This window comes from Rhizobium ruizarguesonis, from assembly GCF_012349115.1.
In the GTDB taxonomy this organism is placed as follows: Bacteria; Pseudomonadota; Alphaproteobacteria; order Rhizobiales; family Rhizobiaceae; genus Rhizobium; species Rhizobium ruizarguesonis.
In genome coordinates this window covers 79,759-100,045 of the sequence record NZ_PQIG01000100.1, presented here as the reverse complement: position 1 = coordinate 100,045, position 20,287 = coordinate 79,759, and the positions used below count along the sequence as shown (strand labels likewise).

21 protein-coding genes are annotated in these 20,287 nt (G+C 59.0%); 12 read left to right on the top strand and 9 right to left on the bottom strand.

Going from position 1 to position 20,287, the window contains the following annotated elements:
* Positions 1-51: 51 nt before the first annotated feature.
* Positions 52-261, top strand: coding sequence for a DUF2842 domain-containing protein (locus C3Y91_RS26550; RefSeq protein ID WP_018483581.1), 210 nt, complete (start codon positions 52-54; stop codon positions 259-261).
* 223 nt (positions 262-484) lie between these two features.
* Entirely contained in the window at positions 485-1,723 is a 1,239-nt protein-coding gene (locus C3Y91_RS26545) for a GNAT family N-acetyltransferase (RefSeq protein ID WP_130763429.1), read from the top strand.
* Positions 1,724-1,727: 4 nt separating this feature from the next.
* Here the strand turns inward: C3Y91_RS26545 and C3Y91_RS26540 are convergent, their stop codons facing one another.
* The gene (locus tag C3Y91_RS26540) at positions 1,728-3,920 is read right to left on the bottom strand and encodes a GumC family protein (RefSeq protein WP_130763428.1); all 2,193 of its coding nucleotides are present in this window, start codon (positions 3,918-3,920) and stop codon (positions 1,728-1,730) included.
* 190 nt (positions 3,921-4,110) lie between these two features.
* Here C3Y91_RS26540 and C3Y91_RS26535 point away from each other — a divergent pair, with 190 nt between their 5' ends.
* Genes C3Y91_RS26535 through C3Y91_RS26520 form a run of 4 tightly spaced genes read left to right on the top strand, consistent with a single transcriptional unit; the run spans position 4,111 to position 8,717 of the window.
* The gene (locus C3Y91_RS26535) at positions 4,111-4,686 is read left to right on the top strand and encodes a polysaccharide biosynthesis/export family protein (RefSeq protein ID WP_018069433.1); all 576 of its coding nucleotides are present in this window, start codon (positions 4,111-4,113) and stop codon (positions 4,684-4,686) included.
* A 3-nt stretch (positions 4,687-4,689) separates the two neighbouring features.
* On the top strand, positions 4,690-5,859 hold the full coding sequence (locus C3Y91_RS26530) for a glycosyltransferase (protein ID WP_130655164.1): 1,170 nt from the start codon (positions 4,690-4,692) through the stop codon (positions 5,857-5,859).
* Positions 5,860-5,916: 57 nt separating this feature from the next.
* Positions 5,917-7,479, top strand: coding sequence for an undecaprenyl-phosphate glucose phosphotransferase (locus tag C3Y91_RS26525; protein ID WP_024321141.1), 1,563 nt, complete (start codon positions 5,917-5,919; stop codon positions 7,477-7,479).
* A complete protein-coding gene (locus tag C3Y91_RS26520) occupies positions 7,476-8,717 on the top strand; it encodes an O-antigen ligase family protein (protein WP_130763426.1) in 1,242 nt (413 codons plus the stop codon). The genes C3Y91_RS26525 and C3Y91_RS26520 overlap by 4 nt, the downstream gene beginning before the upstream one ends.
* 27 nt (positions 8,718-8,744) lie before the next feature.
* Here the strand turns inward: C3Y91_RS26520 and C3Y91_RS26515 are convergent, their stop codons facing one another.
* From C3Y91_RS26515 to C3Y91_RS26505, 3 genes are all read right to left on the bottom strand, one after another.
* Positions 8,745-9,578, bottom strand: coding sequence for a carbohydrate ABC transporter permease (locus tag C3Y91_RS26515; RefSeq protein WP_020397377.1), 834 nt, complete (start codon positions 9,576-9,578; stop codon positions 8,745-8,747).
* Positions 9,578-10,471, bottom strand: coding sequence for a carbohydrate ABC transporter permease (locus C3Y91_RS26510; RefSeq protein ID WP_130665472.1), 894 nt, complete (start codon positions 10,469-10,471; stop codon positions 9,578-9,580). Before C3Y91_RS26510 ends, C3Y91_RS26515 begins: the two co-directional genes overlap by 1 nt.
* Before the next feature lie 125 nt (positions 10,472-10,596).
* The gene (locus C3Y91_RS26505; RefSeq protein ID WP_018069427.1) at positions 10,597-11,934 is read right to left on the bottom strand and encodes an extracellular solute-binding protein; all 1,338 of its coding nucleotides are present in this window, start codon (positions 11,932-11,934) and stop codon (positions 10,597-10,599) included.
* 177 nt (positions 11,935-12,111) lie between these two features.
* On the opposite strand from C3Y91_RS26505, the gene C3Y91_RS26500 reads away from it, so the two are divergent.
* The 4 genes from C3Y91_RS26500 to C3Y91_RS26480 all read left to right on the top strand — a co-directional run bounded on the left by C3Y91_RS26500 (position 12,112) and on the right by C3Y91_RS26480 (position 15,063).
* Positions 12,112-12,726 carry a GNAT family N-acetyltransferase gene (locus C3Y91_RS26500; protein WP_020397376.1) on the top strand — a complete coding sequence of 205 codons (615 nt, stop codon included), beginning with the start codon at positions 12,112-12,114 and terminating at the stop codon, positions 12,724-12,726.
* A 551-nt stretch (positions 12,727-13,277) separates the two neighbouring features.
* A complete protein-coding gene (locus C3Y91_RS26490) occupies positions 13,278-14,459 on the top strand; it encodes an ROK family transcriptional regulator (RefSeq protein ID WP_018069425.1) in 1,182 nt (393 codons plus the stop codon).
* 85 nt (positions 14,460-14,544) lie between these two features.
* Positions 14,545-14,838, top strand: a complete 294-nt coding sequence (locus C3Y91_RS26485; protein ID WP_018069424.1) for a helix-turn-helix domain-containing protein — start codon at positions 14,545-14,547, stop codon at positions 14,836-14,838.
* Positions 14,839-14,913: 75 nt separating this feature from the next.
* Positions 14,914-15,063: a hypothetical protein gene (locus C3Y91_RS26480; protein WP_012756918.1), complete on the top strand. Its 150-nt coding sequence runs from the start codon at positions 14,914-14,916 to the stop codon at positions 15,061-15,063.
* On the opposite strand, the gene C3Y91_RS26475 is transcribed toward C3Y91_RS26480, so the two are convergent.
* Positions 15,060-15,272 (bottom strand): hypothetical protein, encoded by a 213-nt coding sequence (locus tag C3Y91_RS26475; RefSeq protein WP_003558379.1) that lies wholly within the window; start codon positions 15,270-15,272, stop codon positions 15,060-15,062. The genes C3Y91_RS26480 and C3Y91_RS26475 overlap by 4 nt on opposite strands.
* 196 nt (positions 15,273-15,468) lie before the next feature.
* On the opposite strand from C3Y91_RS26475, the gene C3Y91_RS26470 reads away from it, so the two are divergent.
* Positions 15,469-15,702, top strand: coding sequence for a DUF982 domain-containing protein (locus C3Y91_RS26470; protein WP_026170692.1), 234 nt, complete (start codon positions 15,469-15,471; stop codon positions 15,700-15,702).
* Between the two features lie 6 nt (positions 15,703-15,708).
* On the opposite strand, the gene C3Y91_RS26465 is transcribed toward C3Y91_RS26470, so the two are convergent.
* Positions 15,709-15,927 (bottom strand): hypothetical protein, encoded by a 219-nt coding sequence (locus C3Y91_RS26465; protein WP_018069421.1) that lies wholly within the window; start codon positions 15,925-15,927, stop codon positions 15,709-15,711.
* Positions 15,928-16,467: 540 nt separating this feature from the next.
* Between C3Y91_RS26465 and C3Y91_RS26460 the strand changes: the two genes are divergently transcribed.
* Complete coding sequence (locus C3Y91_RS26460; RefSeq protein ID WP_024321144.1) at positions 16,468-17,100, top strand: class I SAM-dependent methyltransferase; 633 nt, start codon at positions 16,468-16,470, stop codon at positions 17,098-17,100.
* A 183-nt stretch (positions 17,101-17,283) separates the two neighbouring features.
* On the opposite strand, the gene C3Y91_RS26455 is transcribed toward C3Y91_RS26460, so the two are convergent.
* The 3 genes from C3Y91_RS26455 to C3Y91_RS26445 all read right to left on the bottom strand — a co-directional run bounded on the left by C3Y91_RS26455 (position 17,284) and on the right by C3Y91_RS26445 (position 20,190).
* Positions 17,284-17,715 carry a DUF2721 domain-containing protein gene (locus tag C3Y91_RS26455; protein ID WP_024321145.1) on the bottom strand — a complete coding sequence of 144 codons (432 nt, stop codon included), beginning with the start codon at positions 17,713-17,715 and terminating at the stop codon, positions 17,284-17,286.
* 55 nt (positions 17,716-17,770) lie between these two features.
* Positions 17,771-18,430: a hypothetical protein gene (locus tag C3Y91_RS26450; protein ID WP_168576023.1), complete on the bottom strand. Its 660-nt coding sequence runs from the start codon at positions 18,428-18,430 to the stop codon at positions 17,771-17,773.
* Positions 18,431-18,516: 86 nt separating this feature from the next.
* Positions 18,517-20,190: an arylsulfatase gene (locus C3Y91_RS26445; protein WP_168576040.1), complete on the bottom strand. Its 1,674-nt coding sequence runs from the start codon at positions 20,188-20,190 to the stop codon at positions 18,517-18,519.
* Positions 20,191-20,287 lie beyond the last annotated feature (97 nt).

Below are 20,287 nucleotides of genomic sequence, written 5' to 3'. Positions count from 1 at the left end.
TTGCGGCATGCCGTCGCGCCGGTTCGACCCGTCCATGCCGAGAGATAACCGATGCCCGTCCGCCTCCGCAAATTCATCGGCACGATCCTCATCATCGTGCTCGTGCTCGTCTACGCGCTGGTGGCGAATACGATCGCGGTGGCAACGCTCGGCAACGCGCCCTGGTGGGGACATCTGCTCTACTTCCTGCTCACCGGCCTGCTATGGGTCTTGCCGGCGATGGTGATCATCAAATGGATGGCCGGCCCCCCGCAGCGCTAAAGCACGTCGCGATCTTTCAGATTCGCTTGTCGCGCTTTAGGTCTTTGTTTTTACGCATGTCGTTGTCGCAAAACCGCTGCACACTTTTGTGCGACATGCTTTAGGGCCATTAACGGCCGAATAACCGTGATCTGCGGAAAACCTCGCCCATCGGATGCGGTTAAACCAAATATACGTCTGCCATACCTACCTTCCCGTTCAGCATTCTTGACCGGAGAAAACCGTGCAGACGCAAAAGCTCGATGTCCATGAACAGCCGTCCGACAACGCGCTGGCCGATACGGCCATTTCGCGCCTGCGCCAGCTGAGCATGAAACTCGCCATGGCTGAAATCGACATCGAAGTCTTCGACACGATGCAGCCGCTTGAGCATGAGTGGCGGGCGCTGGAGCGCGACAATCTCCAATCACTCCATCAGAGCTACGACTGGTGCGCCGCCTGGGTGAGCGCTTTCCAGCGGCCGCTGGCGATCCTCAAAGGCATCCACGCAGGCCAGACGACTTTCATTCTGCCGGTCGAAATCGTCAAGTCCCGGGGGCTCGCGATCGCGAAGTTCATCGCCGCCGATCACAGCAACATCAATACAGGCCTTTTCTCCGAGGATTTTGCAGAAAGCGGCGGGACCATCGATACCGGCAAGTTCGCCGGCCAGCTTCAGCAGGCGCTCAAGGGCCGGGCCGATCTGCTACTGCTGCAGAACATTCCGCTGGAATGGCGCGGACGAGAGAGCCCGCTTAAGGGGCTGCCGATGGTGCAGAATCAGAATCACGCCTATCAGCTGCCGTTCCTTCCCGCTTTCGAGGACACACTGAAGCAGCTCAATGCCAAGAACCGGCGCAAGAAATTTCGTGTTCAGTCGAAGCGCCTCGAGGCGGCCGGCGGCTTCGAATATGTCGTTCCCGAGACATCGGAAGAACAACACGGTCTGCTCGATATCTTCTTCCGCCTGAAGAGCGCCCGCTTCGCCAGCCTCGGCCTACCCGACGTCTTCGCCAACAGGGAAACGCAGGCTTTCCTGCACGGCCTGCTCGACAAGCTGGATGACAGCAAGCAGTATTTCGGGCTGCAGATGCATGTGCTCCGGCTCAAGGGCGCGCATGAGGGTAAGATCGCCGCGATATCAGGCATCTCGCGCAAGGGCGACCACATCATCTGCCAGTTCGGCGCGATCGACGAAGAGCTCGTGGCGGATACGAGCCCCGGCGAATTCCTCTATTGGCAGACCATTTCGGGATTGCATGGCAAGGCTATCGCGCTTTTTGATTTTGGCCTCGGCGACCAGACCTACAAGCGCTCCTGGGCGCCGATCGAGACCGCACACTACGACGTGGTGCTGCCGGTTTCGCCGTTCGGTGTGATCGCCGGCGCCGCACACCGGATCGTCACCCGCGGCAAGGCGCATATCAAGGCGCGCCCGAAGCTCTATAAATTCGCCCAGGGCATCCGGGCACGGATCGGCTAACCGTTCAAGCAGCCCGGCCGAGTGTCTGCTCGACCCCTTCGCCGCCCGACATCAGCACGACGCGCCCATAGCCTGCAGCCTGGAATTCCGTCATCAGCGCAACGAAGATGGTCTCCTCGACCTCAGGCAGCGAGAGGATGATCTCGACGTCCCGGCTGCGCGTCAGCCGCGAGACGCCGGCGACATCGGCCGAACCGCATTCGACCACCACGAGGTCGTAGGCGGCGGCGAGTGCATCGAGCAGCAACGACAGCCGGTCGACACCGCGCATGGCGCGGCGGACGTCGCTCTGGCCCTGAGGGATCAGGTGGGCATCGGAAAGGCGATCGCCGTGGATCGTGTCGCCGAAGGCGGCCTCGCCGCAAAGCAGATCGGTGACACCGAGAGCGGTCTGGTCCTCGGCCATCAGTTCTGTGGGGTAGCCGGAACCGGTCATGTCGATCAGGATGACGCGACGGCCGGCGTCGGCGAGCATGCGGGTCAGCGAAACCGTCGCCGCCGAGCCATTGTCACCAGTCGGAGATATTGCGATAGCAAGTGGTGCGCGGCTGCCGGTGAGATAGTCTGCAACTGAGGCGATGGAGAATTCATTCTCGTCCTCTGGCTCGTCCTCCGGCTCGTCCTTTGGCGCCTCCTCGGCGGCCCTCACGTCCTCGATCACATCCTCTTCGTCCGCGACAACGGCAAGCATGCTCGGCTGGACGGGCTTTCTGGCGGCAGCGGCGGTCGGAGCGGCCTTAGGCACATGCTTCTCCTCGACGACCGCTTCTGCCTCGATTGCCTCCAGGGCCGCATCTGTCGGGCGGAGCGCCCGGCCGCTGAAGAGTTCGGACAGCATGATGACGATGGCGCTGATGATCAGCGTCGCGACGGCAGCGACGACGACGATCGGCACTACCTTCGGGAAATAGGGATCGACCGGCTCGACGGCCCTGGAAACGATACGGGCGTCCGCTGGGCTCGAATTGCTGTCGGCGCGGGAGGCGGCCTCGCGGTAGCGCACCAGATAGGTTTCGAGCAACTGGCGCTGGGCGTTCGCCTCGCGCTCCAGCGCATTCAGACCGACCTCGTCCTCGCCGGCGCGGGCGCTGTTGGCTTGCGCAGTGTCGGACTGGCGTTCCAGTTCGTTCGCCCTCAGATCCGCAACCTTGGATTCATTCTCGATGCTCGCCAGGATCTTCTGCGTCTCCTGACGGATCTGGGTGCGGATATCGGAGAGCTGAGCGCGCAGGCTTTTCAGCCGCGGATGGTTGTTGAGAAGGCTGGTCTGCAGATCGGAGATCTGCGACTGCAGGCCGGATTCCGTCCCCTTCAGCCGCTGGATCGCCTGTGAGGACATGATGTCCGGCAGCGTATCGAAGGCCTCGCCCGAGGACAGTGCGTTTCGCACCGCCTGCGCCCGCGCCTCGGCATTGGCCTTGTCGCCCCGCACGCGGGTCAGCTCGGCGGAGATATCGTTCAATTGCTGGGCCGGAAAAGTGGTCGTGCCGTTCGTCTGCAACAGCCCGTGCGACGTGCGATATTCGGCGACCTTCTTTTCGGCTTCGCTGACCTTCTGGCGCAGGCCCTCGATCTCCGGCTCCAGCCAGCGGGTCGCCTCGGAGTTGGAATCGAGCTTGGCGCCGCTCTGGGTGGAAAGATAGACATTCGCCATGGCGTTCGGGATGGCGGCGGCGAGCTTCGGGTCCTTGGAGGTGAAATTAATGCCGATCACGCGTGAACCCGGCACCTGATAGACCTGCAGGCGTTCGACGAACGCGTCGATGACGCGCTCTTCCGGCGGGTTCTCCAGCGGGTTCTTCTTCAGATGCAGCTTCACCAGGATACTGCTCATCGCCGAGCCGCTGGCGGCATCGTCGAATTCCGGCAGGTTATAAAGCTTCAGGTCGTTGATGACCTTCTTGAGGAGATCGGCCGATTGCAGAAGCTGCACCTGGCTGGCGATGTTCAGTTCGTCCATCAGCGGACCGGCGCTGGCGTCGTTGATCTGCTGGGTGCTGGCGAAGGCCGGCGCACGGGGTTCGATGAGGATGCGTGTTTCGCTGCGATATTGCGGCGACATGATTTTGGCGCCGGCAAAGGCGACGCCCGCCCCCACGAGCGTGATTGTCAAAATCCGCAGACGGCGCGCCCAGACCGCACGGACCAACTGGCCAAGGTCTATGTCCACATCCTGATCACGAGCTACGCCGGACATGCTCTTACTCCACAACAAAGGTGCCGTAAGCGTAAACGACCATGGTAACTCAACGGTTAATGACAAGCTTGCCAAGAAATGAGCGATGATCGATCAAGGAAACCGGGAAATTGCAGGCGCCCTTTACCGGGCATTAACCCTAACGGATCGATAACGACTTCACCGAGTTCATTTTTGTGAGCACAAGCGGATGTCTTTCGTCCAGCCCAAGATCCTTTTGGCCCTGAGCCTTGCAGCCATGACGGCAGCACTGGGCGGCTGCACGACGTACAAGCCGGCGCCGAAGGCCTTCAACGAAGCCACCATCCAACCCTACGCGCTGGACAGTGGCGATCGACTGCGCATCACCGTCTTCGACCAGCAGAGCCTGACCAACACCTATACGGTGGATCAGGCCGGCTATGTCGCCTTCCCGCTCATCGGCCAGGTCCCTGCCCGCGGTCGAACCCTGCAGCAACTCTCGGGGCAGATCGCCCAGAAACTGCAGCAAGGCTATCTTCGCGATCCCGATGTCACCATCGATGTCGATCGCTACCGTTCGGTCTTCATCATGGGTGAAGTCGGCCAGCCCGGCCAGTACGCGTATGTTCCCGGCATGACGGTGCAGAATGCCATCGCAGTTGCCGGCGGCTTCAGCAGCCGCGCTAACCAGCGTATGGTCGATGTCACCCGCAAGATCAATGGACAGGTGCTGACCGGCCGCATCAACATATCGGGGCCGATCATCGCAGGTGACACGATCTACGTTCGCGAACGGCTTTTCTGAGCGATGGCAAATCAGCAGCCGCTCCGCATCCTCCATTGCTTCAGGTCACCGGTCGGCGGAATTTTCCGCCATGTCCGCGATCTCGTCGAGGAGCACAGCAAGGCCGGCCATGAAATCGGCATCCTCTGCGACAGCTCGACCGGCGGCGAGTACGAGGACAGCCTGTTCGACGATATCCGTCCCTATCTCTCCCTCGGCCTGACACGCGTCCCGATCCGGCGCTCGATCAGCCCGTCCGACATTGCGACGATGTGGGATACATACAAGAAAATCAAAAGTTTGCGGCCGGATGTGCTGCACGGACACGGCGCCAAGGGCGGCGTGCTCGCGCGACTTGCCGGCTCAGCGTTGCGGGTGAACAGGTATCGCGTAGCCCGCCTCTATACCGCGCATGGCGGAAGCCTGCATTATTCGCGCTCCTCGTTCAGTGGACAGTTCGTCCTCAGGATGGAGCGCCTGCAGGAATATTTCACCGATGCCCTGGTCTTCATCTGCGAATACGAGCGTGACACCTATGCGCGCAAGGTCGGGCGACCGCGGACGAAGACGAGACTAATCTACAACGGCATCGGCGAGCGCGATTTCGAGCCGATCCCGACCCGCTCGGATGCCGTGCATTTCATCTATGTGGGCATGCTTCGGGACCTCAAGGGTCCCGATCTGTTTGTCGATGCCTTTGCCAAGACCGAACGGCTGCTCGGCAGGCCACTGTCGGCGCTGATGATCGGCGACGGACCAGACCGCGACCGCTACCGCGAGATGATGGTCGAACGCGGCCTTGGCAAACGCATCGGCATGCTGCCGGCAATGCGGGTCCACGAAGCCTTCTCCATGGCGCAGAACCTCGTCGTTCCCTCGCGCGCCGAAGCCATGCCCTACATCGTGCTCGAGGGGCTCGGCGCCGGCAAGACGATCATCGCAAGCCGTGTCGGCGGCATTCCCGAGGTGCTCGGCGCGGACAGCGCGGCGCTGGTGGAGCCTGGCAATTCCGATGATCTCGCCCGCGTCATGGCGGAAACGCTGAGCACGCCCGACTGGCACGCCAGGACGATGCCGAAGCCCGAAGCGGTGAAGGCGGTGTTTTCTTCCGCCGTCATGGCACGCGATGTCCTGAAATTGTACCACGAGTTGGTCAATCCCGCTGCCGACCAAGCAATGCCCGCCGCCTCGTAAATATTTCTTAGGGGCTTTCTGCTATTTCGCTTGGGTAACAACGAGCGATGAAACCCCATGAACAAGCTGGAAAAAGGCGATCAATTCGACGTGGACGCACTGCGCAAGCAGGTTTCCGACATCGAGGTGCGCGGCGAAGCGGGTCAGGAGAAGCCTTCTGATCCGACTGAGATCAACCCCTACGCCCGGCAGATCGCCGAACAGTTCCGTGACGGAACCCGTTCGCCAACGATCATCATCGGGCAATTGCGGCTGCTCGAATTCCTGGCGCTCTTTGCGATAGCTCTGATCACCTATTGTTTCAGCCCCGGCGACGGCGGCGATTCCCCGTTGATGCGGGCGGGCATGGCGGCGATTGCCTCGGCCTTGACCGTCATCAGTCTGCAGCTTGCCGATACCTACACAATTCCGGCACTTCGCTCCAAGCTGCGGCTGATACCGCGCATCCTCGTTGCGTGGACGATCGCGTTTGTCCTCACCACCGGCCTGTTCGTACTTCTTCGCGGCACGACATCGCCGATGGTCGATGCCTATATCGTCTGGTTCGCTGCGGGCGCTCTCTTCCTCGCTGCCGAGCGCTTCCTCGTCGCCTACGGCATCCGCAACTGGGCGCGCAACGGCATCATGGAACGCCGCGCCGTCATCGTCGGTGGCGGCGAGCCGGCCAAGGACCTGATCCGCGTCCTCGAACAGCAGGCCGACAACGACATCCGCATCTGCGGCATCTTCGACGACCGCGGCGAGAAGCGCTCGCCGATCATGGTCGCCGGCTATCCGAAACTCGGCACTGTCGCCGAACTCGTCGAATTCGTACGGCTGACGCGCATCGACATGCTGATCATCGCCCTGCCGCTGTCGGCCGAGGCCCGTATCTACGACCTTTTGAAAAAGCTCTGGGTTCTGCCGGTCGATATCCGCCTTGCCGCGCATGCCAACCGGCTGCGCTTCCGACCGCGCGCCTATTCGCATGTCGGCTCGGTGCCGATGCTCGACATTTTCAAGAAGCCGATCCGCGACTGGGATTCCGTCGCCAAGCGCGGCTTCGACATCTTCTTCACGATCGTCGCACTGGCGTTGCTCTGGCCGATCATGGTCGCGACCGCGATCGCCATCAAGGCGACCTCCGAAGGCCCGGTCTTCTTCATGCAGAAGCGCCACGGCTTCAACAACGAAATCATCAACGTCTACAAGTTTCGGTCGATGTACACCAACATGGCCGACCCTACAGGCAAGGCCGCAGTCACCAAGGGCGATCCGCGCGTCACCCGCGTCGGCCGCTTCATCCGCAAGACCTCGATCGATGAACTACCGCAGCTTTTCAACGTGCTGAGAGGCGATCTCTCGCTCGTCGGCCCGCGTCCGCATGCCGTTCTCGCCCAGGCGCGCGACCGCGCCTTCGGCGATGTCGTCGAGGGGTATTTCGCCCGCCACCGGGTCAAGCCCGGCGTCACCGGATGGGCACAGATCAACGGCTGGCGTGGCGAAGTGGACAATGACGAGAAGATCAAGTTCCGCACCGCCTACGACCTCTATTACATCGAGAACTGGTCGCTCTGGTTCGATCTCAAGATCCTGTTCCTGACGCCGATCCGGCTGCTCAACACGGAAAACGCCTATTGAGCGCGATCGAGGCGACATATCCCCGTGTCGCCCAACCGCAGCGGATGACGCTGCGCCTGATCGGCTCGGCTTTTGTCGCTTTCGGTGTGTTCCTCTCCGGTTTCGTGATCGACGAGCCGGCGCCCTATGAACTCTGGATGGCCGGGCTGATCGGCCTCTGGTTCATCCTGGGCCTCCGGATTTCGCGCGGCGTGGCGCCGCTGCTCGCCCTTTTGCTCACCTTCAATATCGGCGGCATGCTGTCGCTGACGCAGATGAAGGACCTGGCAACGGCGCCGATGTATATCGCGGTGTCGACCTTCCTGGCGCTGACGGCAGTGTTCTACGCGGCAATCATCGAGGACAGCCACAAGCGGCTGCCGCTGATCTTCAACGCTTGGACCTTCGCCGCTGTCGCCACCTCCGCGCTCGGCATACTCGGCTATTTCCATGCCTTTCCAGGCGCGGAAATCTTCACGCTCTACGACCGCGCCAAGGGCGCCTTTCAGGACCCCAACGTCTTCGGTCCCTTCCTGGTGCCGCCATCGCTTTATCTCGTCCACGGTATCCTGGTCGGCGACCTGAAGAAATCGCCGCTGAAGGCTGCCGCCCTGCTCGTGCTTGCGCTCGGCATTTTCCTCTCATTTTCCCGCGCCGCCTGGGGGCTCTTCGCGCTTGGCGTGGTGCTGCTGATCTTCATCATGCTGCTGAAGGAGCGCAGTGGCGCTTTTCGGCTGCGAGTCCTGGTCCTGTCGCTGGCGGCGATCATCATGTTGGTCGCCTCGCTGCTGGTGGCGCTGCAGATCCCAAAGGTCGCCGAACTGTTTTCCGCGCGCGCCCAGCTGGTGCAGCAATATGACGGCGAACATCTCGGCCGTTTCGAGCGCCACCGGATCGGCTTCACCATGATGATGGAGCGCCCGCTCGGCATCGGCCCGCTGGTGTTCGGCACGATGTTTCCCGAGGACGAGCACAATATCTGGCTGAAATCGCTTACTTCCTATGGCTGGCTCGGCTTCATCAGCTATGTCGGCATGCTTCTCTGGACGCTGGCTCTCGGCTTCCGAAACCTGCTGCTCGACCGGCCGTGGCAACCCTTCCTGATGATCGCCTGGATCTCGATTCTCGGCCATGCGACAATCGGCAACGTCATCGACATCGACCACTGGCGCCATGTCTATCTGCTGCTTGGCACGGTCTGGGGCTGCGCGGCGCTGGAAGTGCGCCACAAGCGCGAGCGAAGACGTGGAGTGGTGTGAGACTTTGCCGCCGACCGCATCGGCTGTCTATTTCGTCGCTCCTGCCGTCAGGCCAGCAATGAACCGTCGCTGGAAAACCAGATAAGTCACGATGAGCGGGAAAATCACGATCACCGCGCCGGCGGTCAGAACCGGCGTGTTGACGGTATAACGCCCTTGGAAAAACAGCATGCCGAGGGGCAGCGTCCGATAGGCGTCGTCATTGACCAGAATGAACGGAATGAGAAACTCGTTCCAGGTCCATATGAACAAGAACAGCGCCAGTGTCGACATTGCCGGCACCATGAGCGGGATAACGATCTTGCGCAGGATATAGAAGCGTCCGGCGCCATCGAGAACTGCCGCTTCGAGAACTTCTTCCGGCAGTTGCTGCATCGCGCTGGCGAGGAAGATCGTTGAGAATGGAATCGACATGGCGATCTGCGGCACAATCAGAGCCGCATAGGTATTGATCAATCCGAGATACCGCATTTCATAATAGAGCGGGATGATGAAGGCTTCCGCCGGCACCATCATGCCGAGGGTCAGGATAGCGAACAGCGTACGCCGCAGCGGAAATGACAGGTATGCGAAGGCAAAACCGGTCAGCAGGCCTAAAAAGACGCTTGCAGCAACAACGGGTATGACAACGATGATGGAATTCCAGAAGTAAATGTTGAAATGTCCGGCATTCCAGGCATCGACGTAATTTTCGAAATGTGGGTATGCCGGCAACGCGAATGCACCCTGCAGAACGTCAGCCTTGCTCTTTATTGAGGTTAGAAGCAGGAGCAGGAAGGGGATGATCGTGACGAATGCCAGAAGCCAGAGGACAATGCGGAGGAATAGCGGACCGGCGGAAATGTTAGATGAACGGCTCATCAAGCCAATCCTTTATGCTTCGATCCTACAAATCGGTGAATTGCATAGTTGATTACGAATGTGAGTATCGCGCCGACAATGGCGATGGCCGCCGCGGCGCCGAACCGATTGAGCTCGAAGCCGAGCTGATACATGTAGATATTCGGCACGAGCGTAGCGTTGGCGGGTCCGCCCCGGGTCATTGTAAAAATCAGGTCGAAGCTTTTGATCGACGCTATGACCGTCAAAAGCAAAACCACCCTTATTTCCGGCAACAGAAGCGGCAGCGTTATCCAGAAAAAGGTTTTTCGCGCCGAAGCACCATCGACCTTGGCAGCGTCGAAAAGAGACGGGTCGATGCGCTGGATTCCGGTCAGGAAAATGACCATACAAAAACCAAAGAAATACCAGGTGGCAACGATCCCGACGGCGGGAAGAACAAAATTGAAATCTCCCAGCCACGGGAGTGCGAAGGCGCCTAACCCTACTGCTCTGAGAAACTGATTGAACGGGCCGAATGCAGGATTGTAGAGCCACGCCCAGATGATGCCCAACACGGCAGTCGGCATGATATAAGGCAGGAACAAGAACGTGCGCAGGGCGAGTTGTTCGCGTTGCTTCAGATTCCAGACGCAAGCAGCAAGAGCGATACCGAGCACCAGCGGCAGGACACAGTAGAAGATCATAAGCTCAGCATTGTTACGCAAGGCAATATAAAAACGACTGTCAGAAAAGAGATCGGCGTAATTGCCCAAACCAACCCATTTGGGCATGGTCAAGCCGTCCCAGCTGGTCAGGCTCAAACCCAAAGCCGCGAGGATCGGTCCAAAGACAAAAGCCGCGTAGAACAGCAATCCAGGCAATAAATAGATAAAATTGGTATGTTGCGAGCCATCAAGTGCGGAGCGTTTCATCCAGTACTCCATAAAGCCAAAGCGGTGGTCATCGCGCAGCAAGCCGATCGCAATGTTCATTTATCTCGATCGACGAGACGCAGGTCACGACCGCAAGGGACGGCCGTGACCTGCACCCGCAATCTTTATTTCTTATCCTTCAGGTAGGCCTGATAATCCTTGTCCATAGTATCGACAAAGGCTTCGGGCGTGATATTGCCGGACAGAAGAAGCGGCGTGTTGTCGTCTATAGTCTTCAGCATCGTTGGGCTCGACCAATCGGGGTAATGGCCGAGAGCGTCGTTTGCGTTGAGTGTCTTCCACATTTCGATGCCGGAGCTGAGGAGCGGCGTGAGCTTTGGCTTTGCGTCAGCCGCGAGCGAAGTTGCCGGGAGATAGCCAGCATTGGCCCAGGTTTCAGCAGCCTTTTCGGAGACCATATAGTCGATATATGCGCCGGCTACGTCCTGTGTCGGCTTAGTTTTGGCAAGGCTCGTTATCGCCCAGGCAAGATCCACACCCCCGACACTCATGGGCTTGGAAATACCTTTCGGGGCGGGAATGGCCATGAAGCCGATATCCGGATTGTGCTGCATGTCACCGAAATACCAGGTCCCGGAGATAAGGAACGCGCCCTGCCCGGAAATGAAAAGCTGGACGGCGTCGTCACCCGAGATGCCTTCGAAACCGGGGAAAAAATAACCGCCCTGTGCCCACTGCTGCACGAGTTTGGCGGATTCGATGTTTCCCTTGGTGTTCCAGGAGCCGCCCCGGCCGTAAATCAGGTCGTCAAGCTCGGCGCGATTGCTCGCGTCGATATGTGCTTGGTCGATGGCGCCGATCATGTGCAAGGCCAGATGCTGCTTTGCCGAGCCCATCATGAAGGGCGGAATGCCCTTTTCCTTCAGCTTGTCGAGATCGGCTAGAAGCTCCTCGAAGGTTTGCGGCAGCGCTACTCCCGCATCGCCGAGGATCTTTTTATTGTAGTAGAGGCCGACGATCTCGCCGAGGCCCGATATGCCGTAGGTCTTACCGACCCCAAATTTTCCATCCTCCCAGCGGTCTCGAGCAAGCACGGAATCCGACTGGAGCTTATCCCAGCCATATTGTTTGATGTAGTCGTCGACCGGCAGGAGCAATCCCTCCTTGACCATCGCCCCCATGTCACCGGCACCCTGGTTGACCTTCGTGATGACCGGGCCATCACCTGCCGAAACCGCAAGCTTCAATGTCAACTTCATGTCATCAAAGGTGCGGGCGGTGCGTTTGATCGTGACGCCGGGATGGGCAGCTTCGAACTCCTTGTTAAGCTGCTCTATAACAGCACTCTGGCCTTCATAGGTTTGGTCATCCCACACAGCCAGGTCGTCAGCGCGTGCAGCTGCCGAAAGGCCAAAACTCAAAAGCGCCGCGCCAGCAAGCGCGACAGCTGCTTTCAATCGGTATGCCGGCAGTATGCTGATCGATTTCACGGTTCTGTTCATCTGCTCCACCTCATCTGGTTTATTCTCCACTCTCCGCCCAGGCCTTGTGCTAAGCACCGGCCGAACGTTTTCTTCCCCCAGAGCTTTGCCTGGCTGGCGAATCTGAGGTAATCGTCAATGCATCTGCTCCTCTCGCGACCTAAAATGACCAAGCGCCCCGCAGGAGGTGGCAAAGTGATGGACACCAGCTGCTTCATCCGCCCCGCGATTGAAGCGGATATCGACGCTCTTTTCGACATCTGCCTGAAAACCGCGAATGGCGGTCAGGATGCCAGCGCGCTTTATAGCGACCCGCGTCTGCCCGGCTACATCTGGTCGGTACCCTACCTCAAGTTCGCCAAAGACTTTGCCTTTGTTCTCGTTCAGGACGGCCGGCCGGTCGGCTACGTTGTAGGGGTGCCGGACACCGGCGGATTCGACAAAGACTTGCAAACAAACTGGTGGCCGTTCGTCCGCCAGCAGGTTGCGGGACTGGCACCCACCCGTCTGCGCGACGCCGACGTGATGGAACGAATTCAAAATCCGCGCAGCGGAACGGCGTGGCTTCAAGACGAGTATCCGGCGCATCTTCACATCAACATCCTTCCCGGACTTCAGGCAAGCGGTTGGGGGCGCAGGATGATCGACACGGAGCTTCAAGCGCTTCGGAATCACGGGGTCGGAGCCGTGCATCTCGGGGTCGACCCAAACAACGAACGCGCCAAGGGTTTCTACCGTCACCTTGGCTTTTCCGAATTCGAGCGAGATGGCTCCGTCGCCTTTGCCATGCGGATTGATCAGGGATTGGGTTGAAGCATTTCCTGGTTTCTCCGAGGCACGGAAAGGCCCTATCTCATAAGTATGAGAGCCCTTGATTGGCGAAAATCTCACACGCCCAAAGCTGCCTGCCCCGCACAAGGCGAGATCAGCGGACCCGGCTGGATGAACGTCCGCCTGAAGGCCTGGTGCCATTGTCGGCAGTAAAACAGGTTGCTCGGCGGAAAGCTGTCCATCAATCGAGGGCTTCATCATGAGCAGATCCCCGGCAGCCAGGTTCAAGGAGTCGGCGGAACGCGAGAAAGGAAATAGCCGGGTAAGCCTAGGCCAGTTCCTCTTCGAGCGATCTTGACGGGTGCACGGCTAACCAGACGATACGTATGGCGCATACTCTACTCGACCCTCTTTATTTCATCGCGCATTTTCATCGCACGTTAATCCAAAGCCTACAGCTGGCCTCCCATTTGTCAAGGACATAGACAAATTGCCCTCTTCGATGTATTGAATTCCGGTTAGTCGCGATAGTTGCGAACTCAATATCGCCCCATTAAGTATGTGCTCCGAACTAATTGGACTGAGCTAGCCGGATGGCAATGACATCTTCTGTCGCACAGACTCCGATCGCACGAAAAATTTCAACCAATGCCGTCATCCGAACCGTGTTCGCGAACGGGTCGATCTCTCGCGCCGATATTGCCAAGCTAACCGGCCTATCAAAGCAGACGATTTCCGACGTCGTGCGCGACCTTGAGGATGACGGCTGGCTGAAGCCAGTCGGGCAGACTGATGGTCGCCCGGGCCGGAATGCGATCACCTATGAAATCAATGCCAGGGCGGGACTGGCCGTCTCTATCGATCTCGGGAGCACCAAGATTGCTGCGGCTATTTGCGATCTGTTGGGGAACGTGGTTGCTGAAACCAAAGTATCCACCGACCCGCGCGGTGGAATGCATCTCGTCAATCAGTTCAGCGATCTTATCATGGAACTCGCGTCTGCGGCCGGGACGAGTGCCGACAAACTGCGTCTCGTCGTTCTAGGCAGTCCCGGTGTGCTCGATCCGGCCACCGGACATATCAATGTAGCGCCAAGCATCCCCGGCATCGACGCAATCAATCTGCGGCAAGTCTTCAGCGACAGAATGGGTATACCCGTGATCGTTGAAAATGATGTCAACCTGGCCGCGCAAGGGGAGAGATGGCGGGGACACGGTGTCGAAACCAGCAATTTTGCTTTCGTTGCTCTCGGAACGGGTGTCGGCATGGGCATCATCGCCAACGGAGCTCTATTGCGCGGCGCGCGTGGGGCGGCCGGCGAAATCGCCTATCTTCCGATCGGCGGAGATGCTTTTGATCCTGGCGGATTTACGCTTGGAACCTTTGAGAGTGCGGTCGGCAGCGTCGCGATGTTGCGCCGCTACGTCGGTTTCGGCGGGCGTAACGCATCCACCGTGGCCGATCTCTTCGCCGCGTTTAATGCAGGAGAAACGAGCGCGGCGGCTGCAATCGAAGAGACGGCAAGGCTGGTCGCAGTCGCCATTGCTGCAATCGGAGCGGCCCTCGATCCTGAACTGGTGATCACCGGTGGCAGCATCGGCGCAAGACCGGAACTCGTAAACGCCATCCGCGGTTTCCTGCCGCGTTGTACACCTTATCCGCCGCGCATCGAGATCAGTCGCTTTGGGAACCGGGCCGCCCTGATGGGAGGAATGGGGATCGCGGTCGAGCGCATGCATGACGATCTATTCGGTGTAAAATTGAGGGAAGTTTGAAGAGCGCGTGCCTTAGGCACCGAAACCGCCCAGCGTGAGAGCGTGGCCACTTGAGAAGCGCTGGAAATGCGCTAGATTTTCCATCATGATAACAGCAACGCAGATACGCGGCGCGCGCGCCATGATCGGAATGAGCATCGAAGAGCTCGCCGCCGCCAGCGGCCTGCCGGTCGAGACCGTGAGAGCGCTGGAAAACGGCGAATTCGCCGGCGAGCCGCACGCGCTGTTCGATGTGCGCAGCACGCTCGAGGCGAACGGCATCATCTTCCTGTCGAGCGGCAATCAGGATGAAGGCGGCCCCGGCATCCGGTTGCGCGCCCGCACCTCTACCGATGACGGCATCCGACCAGAAAACCTCAACGCCGCCAACGACGACTGACGGAACCAATCGGTCGCCCGAGCGTTTTGCTGTCCCATAACATATTGGGGCCCATAACATATCGGGGGCAGTCTCTTGAACCGCAGCAATGGTCTCTACGTCATCATCGGCGTTCTTGTCGTCGCCGTCATCGGCCTTGGCGCCTATATCTTCCACGAGGAAAGCAAGCCGCAGGGAATCGAGATGAGCATCGGCAAGAACGGTGTCTCGATCGAGCAGAACTAGAGATAGGTTTTTGCAAGATCCGCGAGTTTGCCGCCATCCTTCACGCCCTGCCTGTAGAGCTGAATGATGACCGCACCGATCCGCTCGGCCTCCGGCGTCGTTTTGACGAGGCCGCGTTCGTCGCAGACCTTGTCGAGCACCTGCGAAAGCAGATCGAGATCTTCCGAAAATAGCGGTAAATCATGCGGATGAATTGATGATCGTAACATCACGCCGCATATCCTCCGAGGGCAAACGCATCCACGCTTGCATCGCCGGCCGCCCTCCGCAACCGTCATAAAGCCATTATGCGCGAGGGCCTGAATTTTAGCAACTGCGCAAATTTCAGCGAGACAAAATTATGGAACAAAAATTTTTCCCGCGCGTTTTGACCGCGTTTTGTGGCAGGAATCGGTGAGTGCAGACGTGAGTGAAAAACGCTTTCCCTCCCCCGTCAGGGTCCTTTCTCCAAACAGCAGCCTGATCGTTTCGACTGCCTGGGAGGCCGTCGAATATCTGAAAAAGTGGCCGAGCAAGCGTGGGCGCGATTATCGCATTGCGCGCCAGCACTGCCTGGATGCGCTCGACGGACTGCGCAGCCCGCGCGCAGCACAGGCTTCCTTCGTCACGGCAGCGAAAACGGCAGGATTGCTGATTTAAGACCGATTAGCCGCTACGGCCGCCGGCGGCGATGAGCTGGGGATGAATGGAACCTTCCATGATCACCTTGGCGGTAACTTCGATCACCCGCTCCTCGGCGAGTTCGGCGAGCGCGAGGGCGACATCGCCCTCCGACCAGCCGGCTTTGACGGCCTCGTCCGACAGAGCCTGGAACGCGTTGGCGAGGCTCTGCCTGCAAGTTAGATTGTGCTTCATATCCGCCATGCGCTCGCACTAGGCTATCTGTGACAGGGATAATGTTAATTTACACAAGTTCGCGAGAATGCGAAGAGGTTTCAGGTTTTTTTCAATTCAAAATTGGTTTATTCACTTCTAATCTTGGTATAACCTTAACAAAAATCAGCAAATACCGTCCATCCCAACTGATGGAGTACCAAAAAGAACTAAAGGATTTATTTGCGATGCACCTTCAAAGGGTATTTCATCGCTTTATTTAGTTTAAATGGTCGAAGCGACCGGAGCCGATGCAGCGGCCCTTTGACTGACGGGAATACGGTAGACCCGAACGCGGCCCGTTTTCAGCATCTTCTTGGCACCCTGTCAATCAGCTTCTGGATCTTCTCCAGGGCGAGCGTTGGGCGCACTGGAGGATGTCTCGCGCATGGTCGACACAGCCAATCGGCGGCTGGCCTCCCGTGAACGCCTTCGGCGTTAATCACCTTAATACCACAACGACACCACACTCCGGTCAAAGTCCGCCGTACCATTGCGGCGGCTCACTTCTTCAGGTTTTCAGGAGGTAAAATGTCTATCGAACTAGACGCTACTACCTATATACACGCCAAGCCGGCGACCGCCCATTCCTATATTCTGCCGGCCGTTGTCGATGTTCTCGAGAACAGTTTCCAGGAGGCAAGAGAAACAGCGGTCTTCGACCTCGGTTGCGGCACCGGCGGTGCTGCCGCCGTGCTCGCGGAAAAAGGCTATGACGTCGTCGGCGTCGATCCCTCGAAGGACGGCATCGCGAAGGCGAGAACGGCCCACCCCGATCTTCCGCTGGAAATCGGCTCCGGATACGAAGATCTTTCCAGCCGGTATGGGACCTTCGACGCGGTGATCAGTCTTGAAGTGGTGGAACATGTCTATGATCCCAAGGCTTTCTCGGCCACCATGTATGATCTGGTGAAGCCTGGCGGCATCGCGGTTATGTCGACGCCTTTCCACGGCTACTGGAAAAATCTGGCTCTGGCCGTGAGCGGAAAGATGGACGACCATTTTATGCCTCTCAAGGACCATGGCCATATCAAATTCTGGTCTCCCGAAACGCTCAGCACATTGCTCGTCGAAACAGGCTTCGAAGGCGTCGACTTCGAATATGTCGGGAGGATTCCGCTGCTGGCGAAATCGATGATCGCGATCGCTCAGAAACCGCACTGAAAGCGGTCGGAGGCCCTCCGTCCTTTGCAAGGACGGCGCTATAGCTTCGCCTGCAACATGAACAAATGACATTTTCGTTCGGGACGTTCGGCTGCCGTTTCAGCATTTCTGCCGATGCCTCGTTCCGTTTTCCGCCGCTAATTTAGATTAGTGAAGGCGAGAGGGCCTTGAGCAATTCGGCGGTCAGCGCAACTGACGGTCGTCGTGCTCACCTTGCGACAGCCGGATGTCCTGCAGGAATCGGACGAGCGACCCCGCCAGGAAGCAGAGTGCCGCAACAAATAGTACGGCGGTGCCTGGTTCGTGACGGTATCCCAAAAAGGCTACGACGAAGCCGAATAGGAGTAGGAGCGTCACGCCTATCCCTGACAGGACAGCCAGGTGCAATGCACTGTTCAATAGGCGCTCACGCCGCCTCAACTCCCCGATTCCCCTCTTCAGCGGGGCTCGGGCGACGTCACTCTCGTGGATCTCACGCAGGTTTCTGATCCGCTCGGTGACGCCGGAAATCCGATTGACCAAAACCGCCACCATCGCCGCGACGCCATTGAGCATGAACGCCGGCGCGACCGCGTGATTGATCATTGTTGAAAGCTGATCGGCTTCCACTGACATACGGGCACCTTCGATCCTTTCGGCACGAATGGACGACCGCGGCGCCGGCGAGGCGCTACGGAATGACATTGACTGCACGCGCGGCCACGAGCACGAGCGTCAGCAATGAAATGGCACTTTCGAGCATCATCAGCCCCTTCGCACGTCGGGCGAGTGGCAGCACGTCGGTGGGACTGAACGCGGTCGCCGTATTGAATGCGAGGGAAAGATAATCGATGTAGAGCGGCCGCCAGTCTGGCGACGCTAGTTCGGGAGCCGACGCCTGGGGAAACAGCCAATCGGGTTTTCCCGCCATGCCACGCGCGATGCGCGAGGGGCCGCCCGCGTCGATCTGCCAATAGAGCAGCGAAAAGGTGAGAACGTTGGTGATCCAGATGGTAAATGACGACGCCAACAGCGACACTGATCGCGTCTCGGGCGGATGCACGGTGATGATTCCGACCATATCTCCGAGTTCCGCCGCCGTATTGCCTGCGTAGACACTGGCAAGCAGCATGACGGCGACATGCTCAATGCGCAGCCACATGGCCTTGTCGGTCGACATCGTCACCATGATCATTGGAACGATAGCTGCTACTAGGACCGCGTATGACACCCATCGCGGCATGGCATAGATGTGGTGCGGCAGCACCTCCAAAAGGGCGAACACCGCCAGGATCGCCATCACCGGAGGCCAGCGTGCTTCGTCACGACCTGCTTGGATGACATCGCTCATCGTTCGGCCCTCTGCAGCTCTTTGGACATACTGACGTAGCGGACGCCGTTGTGGCGTCCGCTGCAAATGCGTTATTCGGCTGCGCGTCAGTCGTGACCAGTCTTCATATCCCGGACCTGCTGCATCACTTGCTCCAGATTGTAGCTTGCAGGTTCTTGAAGCGGCGGGAAGTCGTGGTAGGTCTCGAGATGCTTCAGCCACAACTGCTGGCCGATGGGTAGGATATTCCAGTCATAGACATAGGCAGTTGACGGTGATGCGATGGCACCGCCCATACCGAAGAGTGTCTTGATCTGCTGTCCGACCGAGGTTTCGAACGGATCGCGCTTGATGTTGACGACCTGCGTCCACGAATACGGCATCACTCCCGCAATGAAGCCAGCCGGATCGTCGGAGACCATGGCGAAATACATCTTCCAGTTTTTATAACGTACCGCGGACGGTTCCTTGCCGGAATAGTACAAGAATGAGTTTCGCGCGGATGGCGACTTGCCTTCGAGGAAGTCGCGCTGATCGATCCCATCGAGCGTGGTCTTGACGATCCCCGGATACTTGCCCGCTTCGATCTCTTTCTTCAGCCCCTCGCCCTTCGGGCCGCCAGCGATGTCGACCAATGTCGGCAGCCAGTCAAGCGAGGCGAAGATGTCGTTCTTGACCGTTCCGGGTTCGATGTGGCCGGGCCAGCGCACCACCAGCGGTGCCCGCATGCCGCCTTCCCAGGTGCTCAGCTTGCCGCCCTTGAACGGGGTCGTGCCGCCATCTGGAAAAGTGATCGTTTCGGCGCCGTTGTCGGTGGTGAAGACGACGATGGTGTTGTCGAGTTCTCCCATCTCCTCGAGCTTCTTCAAGACGTAGCCGATATTGTCGTCCATCTGTTTCATGCCGGCTTCGTTGATGCCCCAGTCCTTGCCGCCGGGCTCGCCCACCATGTTCAGGTACTTGTCCGGCAACACGGTGGTGATGTGCATGCGGGCGGGGTTATACCAGACAAAAAACGGCTTCTTGGTCTTCTCGGGATCGTTCCTGTCGAGGAAGTCGATGACTTTGCCTGAAATCTCCTCGTCGATCGTCTTGGAGCGATCGAGCGTCAGAGGGCCTTCGTCCTTGCATGTCTGGTTGGCCGGCGACCCGTCGGAGGATGTGCACGCGAGCATCGGACGCGGCGGCGTAAGGCACGTTGTTGTTCTAGGATCGACGGCCGCAGGATCCTGCGTAAGTCCGGGGATCGGCGTGTTTCTGCAGGGCGGCGCGATCCCCTGCTCGGTTGAGGTCTTGTTGATATCGGGGAAGCTTACCCCTTGCATGGCGTCGAGGTGATAGAGGTAGCCCCAAAATTCCTGGAACCCGTGTGCCGTCGGCAGGGATTCGGTGGTATCTCCGAGATGGTTCTTGCCGAACTCGCCTGTCGAGTAGCCGAGGTCGTTCAGGAATCTGGCGAGGTGAGGCGTGCCGGCCCGCAGGTAGGACGGGCTTCCGGGAATTTCCGGCAGGACCATGCCGACGCGCACCGGCTGCATGCCGGTTATAAAGGCGGTACGACCAGCCGTGCAGCTCTGCTCGGCATAGTAGGTCATGAATTTCGCACCCTCCCGGCCGATGCGATCGATGTTCGGCGTCTCGCCGACCATCAGGCCCTGATGATAGATGCTCGGCTGCATCCAGCCGATGTCGTCACCCATGATGAACAGGATGTTGGGCTTCCTGTTCTCCTGCGCATGTATTGCCGCCGTGCTCGCCAACAGGCTGCCGGCGACCGCCATTGCTGCTGTTATGAACTTTGTAGTCCGTCTCATTTCGAATGCCTCCCTCAGGGGGTCGCCACATGGACGACCAAGGTTGTTGAAAGACGAGTCGAAG

Bases quoted from the DNA above. Each gene is read 5' to 3' on its own strand.
- C3Y91_RS26510 (WP_130665472.1), bottom strand. From the start codon at position 10,471: ATGAAACGCTCCGCACTTGATGGCTCGCAACATACCAATTTTATCTAT.
- C3Y91_RS26515 (WP_020397377.1), bottom strand. From the start codon at position 9,578: ATGAGCCGTTCATCTAACATTTCCGCCGGTCCGCTATTCCTCCGCATT.
- C3Y91_RS26490 (WP_018069425.1), top strand. From the start codon at position 13,278: ATGGCAATGACATCTTCTGTCGCACAGACTCCGATCGCACGAAAAATT.
- C3Y91_RS26540 (WP_130763428.1), bottom strand. From the start codon at position 3,920: ATGTCCGGCGTAGCTCGTGATCAGGATGTGGACATAGACCTTGGCCAG.
- C3Y91_RS26465 (WP_018069421.1), bottom strand. From the start codon at position 15,927: ATGGCGGATATGAAGCACAATCTAACTTGCAGGCAGAGCCTCGCCAAC.
- C3Y91_RS26485 (WP_018069424.1), top strand. From the start codon at position 14,545: ATGATAACAGCAACGCAGATACGCGGCGCGCGCGCCATGATCGGAATG.
- C3Y91_RS26500 (WP_020397376.1), top strand. From the start codon at position 12,112: ATGGACACCAGCTGCTTCATCCGCCCCGCGATTGAAGCGGATATCGAC.
- C3Y91_RS26525 (WP_024321141.1), top strand. From the start codon at position 5,917: ATGAACAAGCTGGAAAAAGGCGATCAATTCGACGTGGACGCACTGCGC.
- C3Y91_RS26450 (WP_168576023.1), bottom strand. From the start codon at position 18,430: ATGAGCGATGTCATCCAAGCAGGTCGTGACGAAGCACGCTGGCCTCCG.
- C3Y91_RS26455 (WP_024321145.1), bottom strand. From the start codon at position 17,715: ATGTCAGTGGAAGCCGATCAGCTTTCAACAATGATCAATCACGCGGTC.
- C3Y91_RS26505 (WP_018069427.1), bottom strand. From the start codon at position 11,934: ATGAACAGAACCGTGAAATCGATCAGCATACTGCCGGCATACCGATTG.
- C3Y91_RS26460 (WP_024321144.1), top strand. From the start codon at position 16,468: ATGTCTATCGAACTAGACGCTACTACCTATATACACGCCAAGCCGGCG.
- C3Y91_RS26530 (WP_130655164.1), top strand. From the start codon at position 4,690: ATGGCAAATCAGCAGCCGCTCCGCATCCTCCATTGCTTCAGGTCACCG.
- C3Y91_RS26445 (WP_168576040.1), bottom strand. From the start codon at position 20,190: ATGGCGGTCGCCGGCAGCCTGTTGGCGAGCACGGCGGCAATACATGCG.
- C3Y91_RS26475 (WP_003558379.1), bottom strand. From the start codon at position 15,272: ATGTTACGATCATCAATTCATCCGCATGATTTACCGCTATTTTCGGAA.
- C3Y91_RS26535 (WP_018069433.1), top strand. From the start codon at position 4,111: ATGTCTTTCGTCCAGCCCAAGATCCTTTTGGCCCTGAGCCTTGCAGCC.
- C3Y91_RS26550 (WP_018483581.1), top strand. From the start codon at position 52: ATGCCCGTCCGCCTCCGCAAATTCATCGGCACGATCCTCATCATCGTG.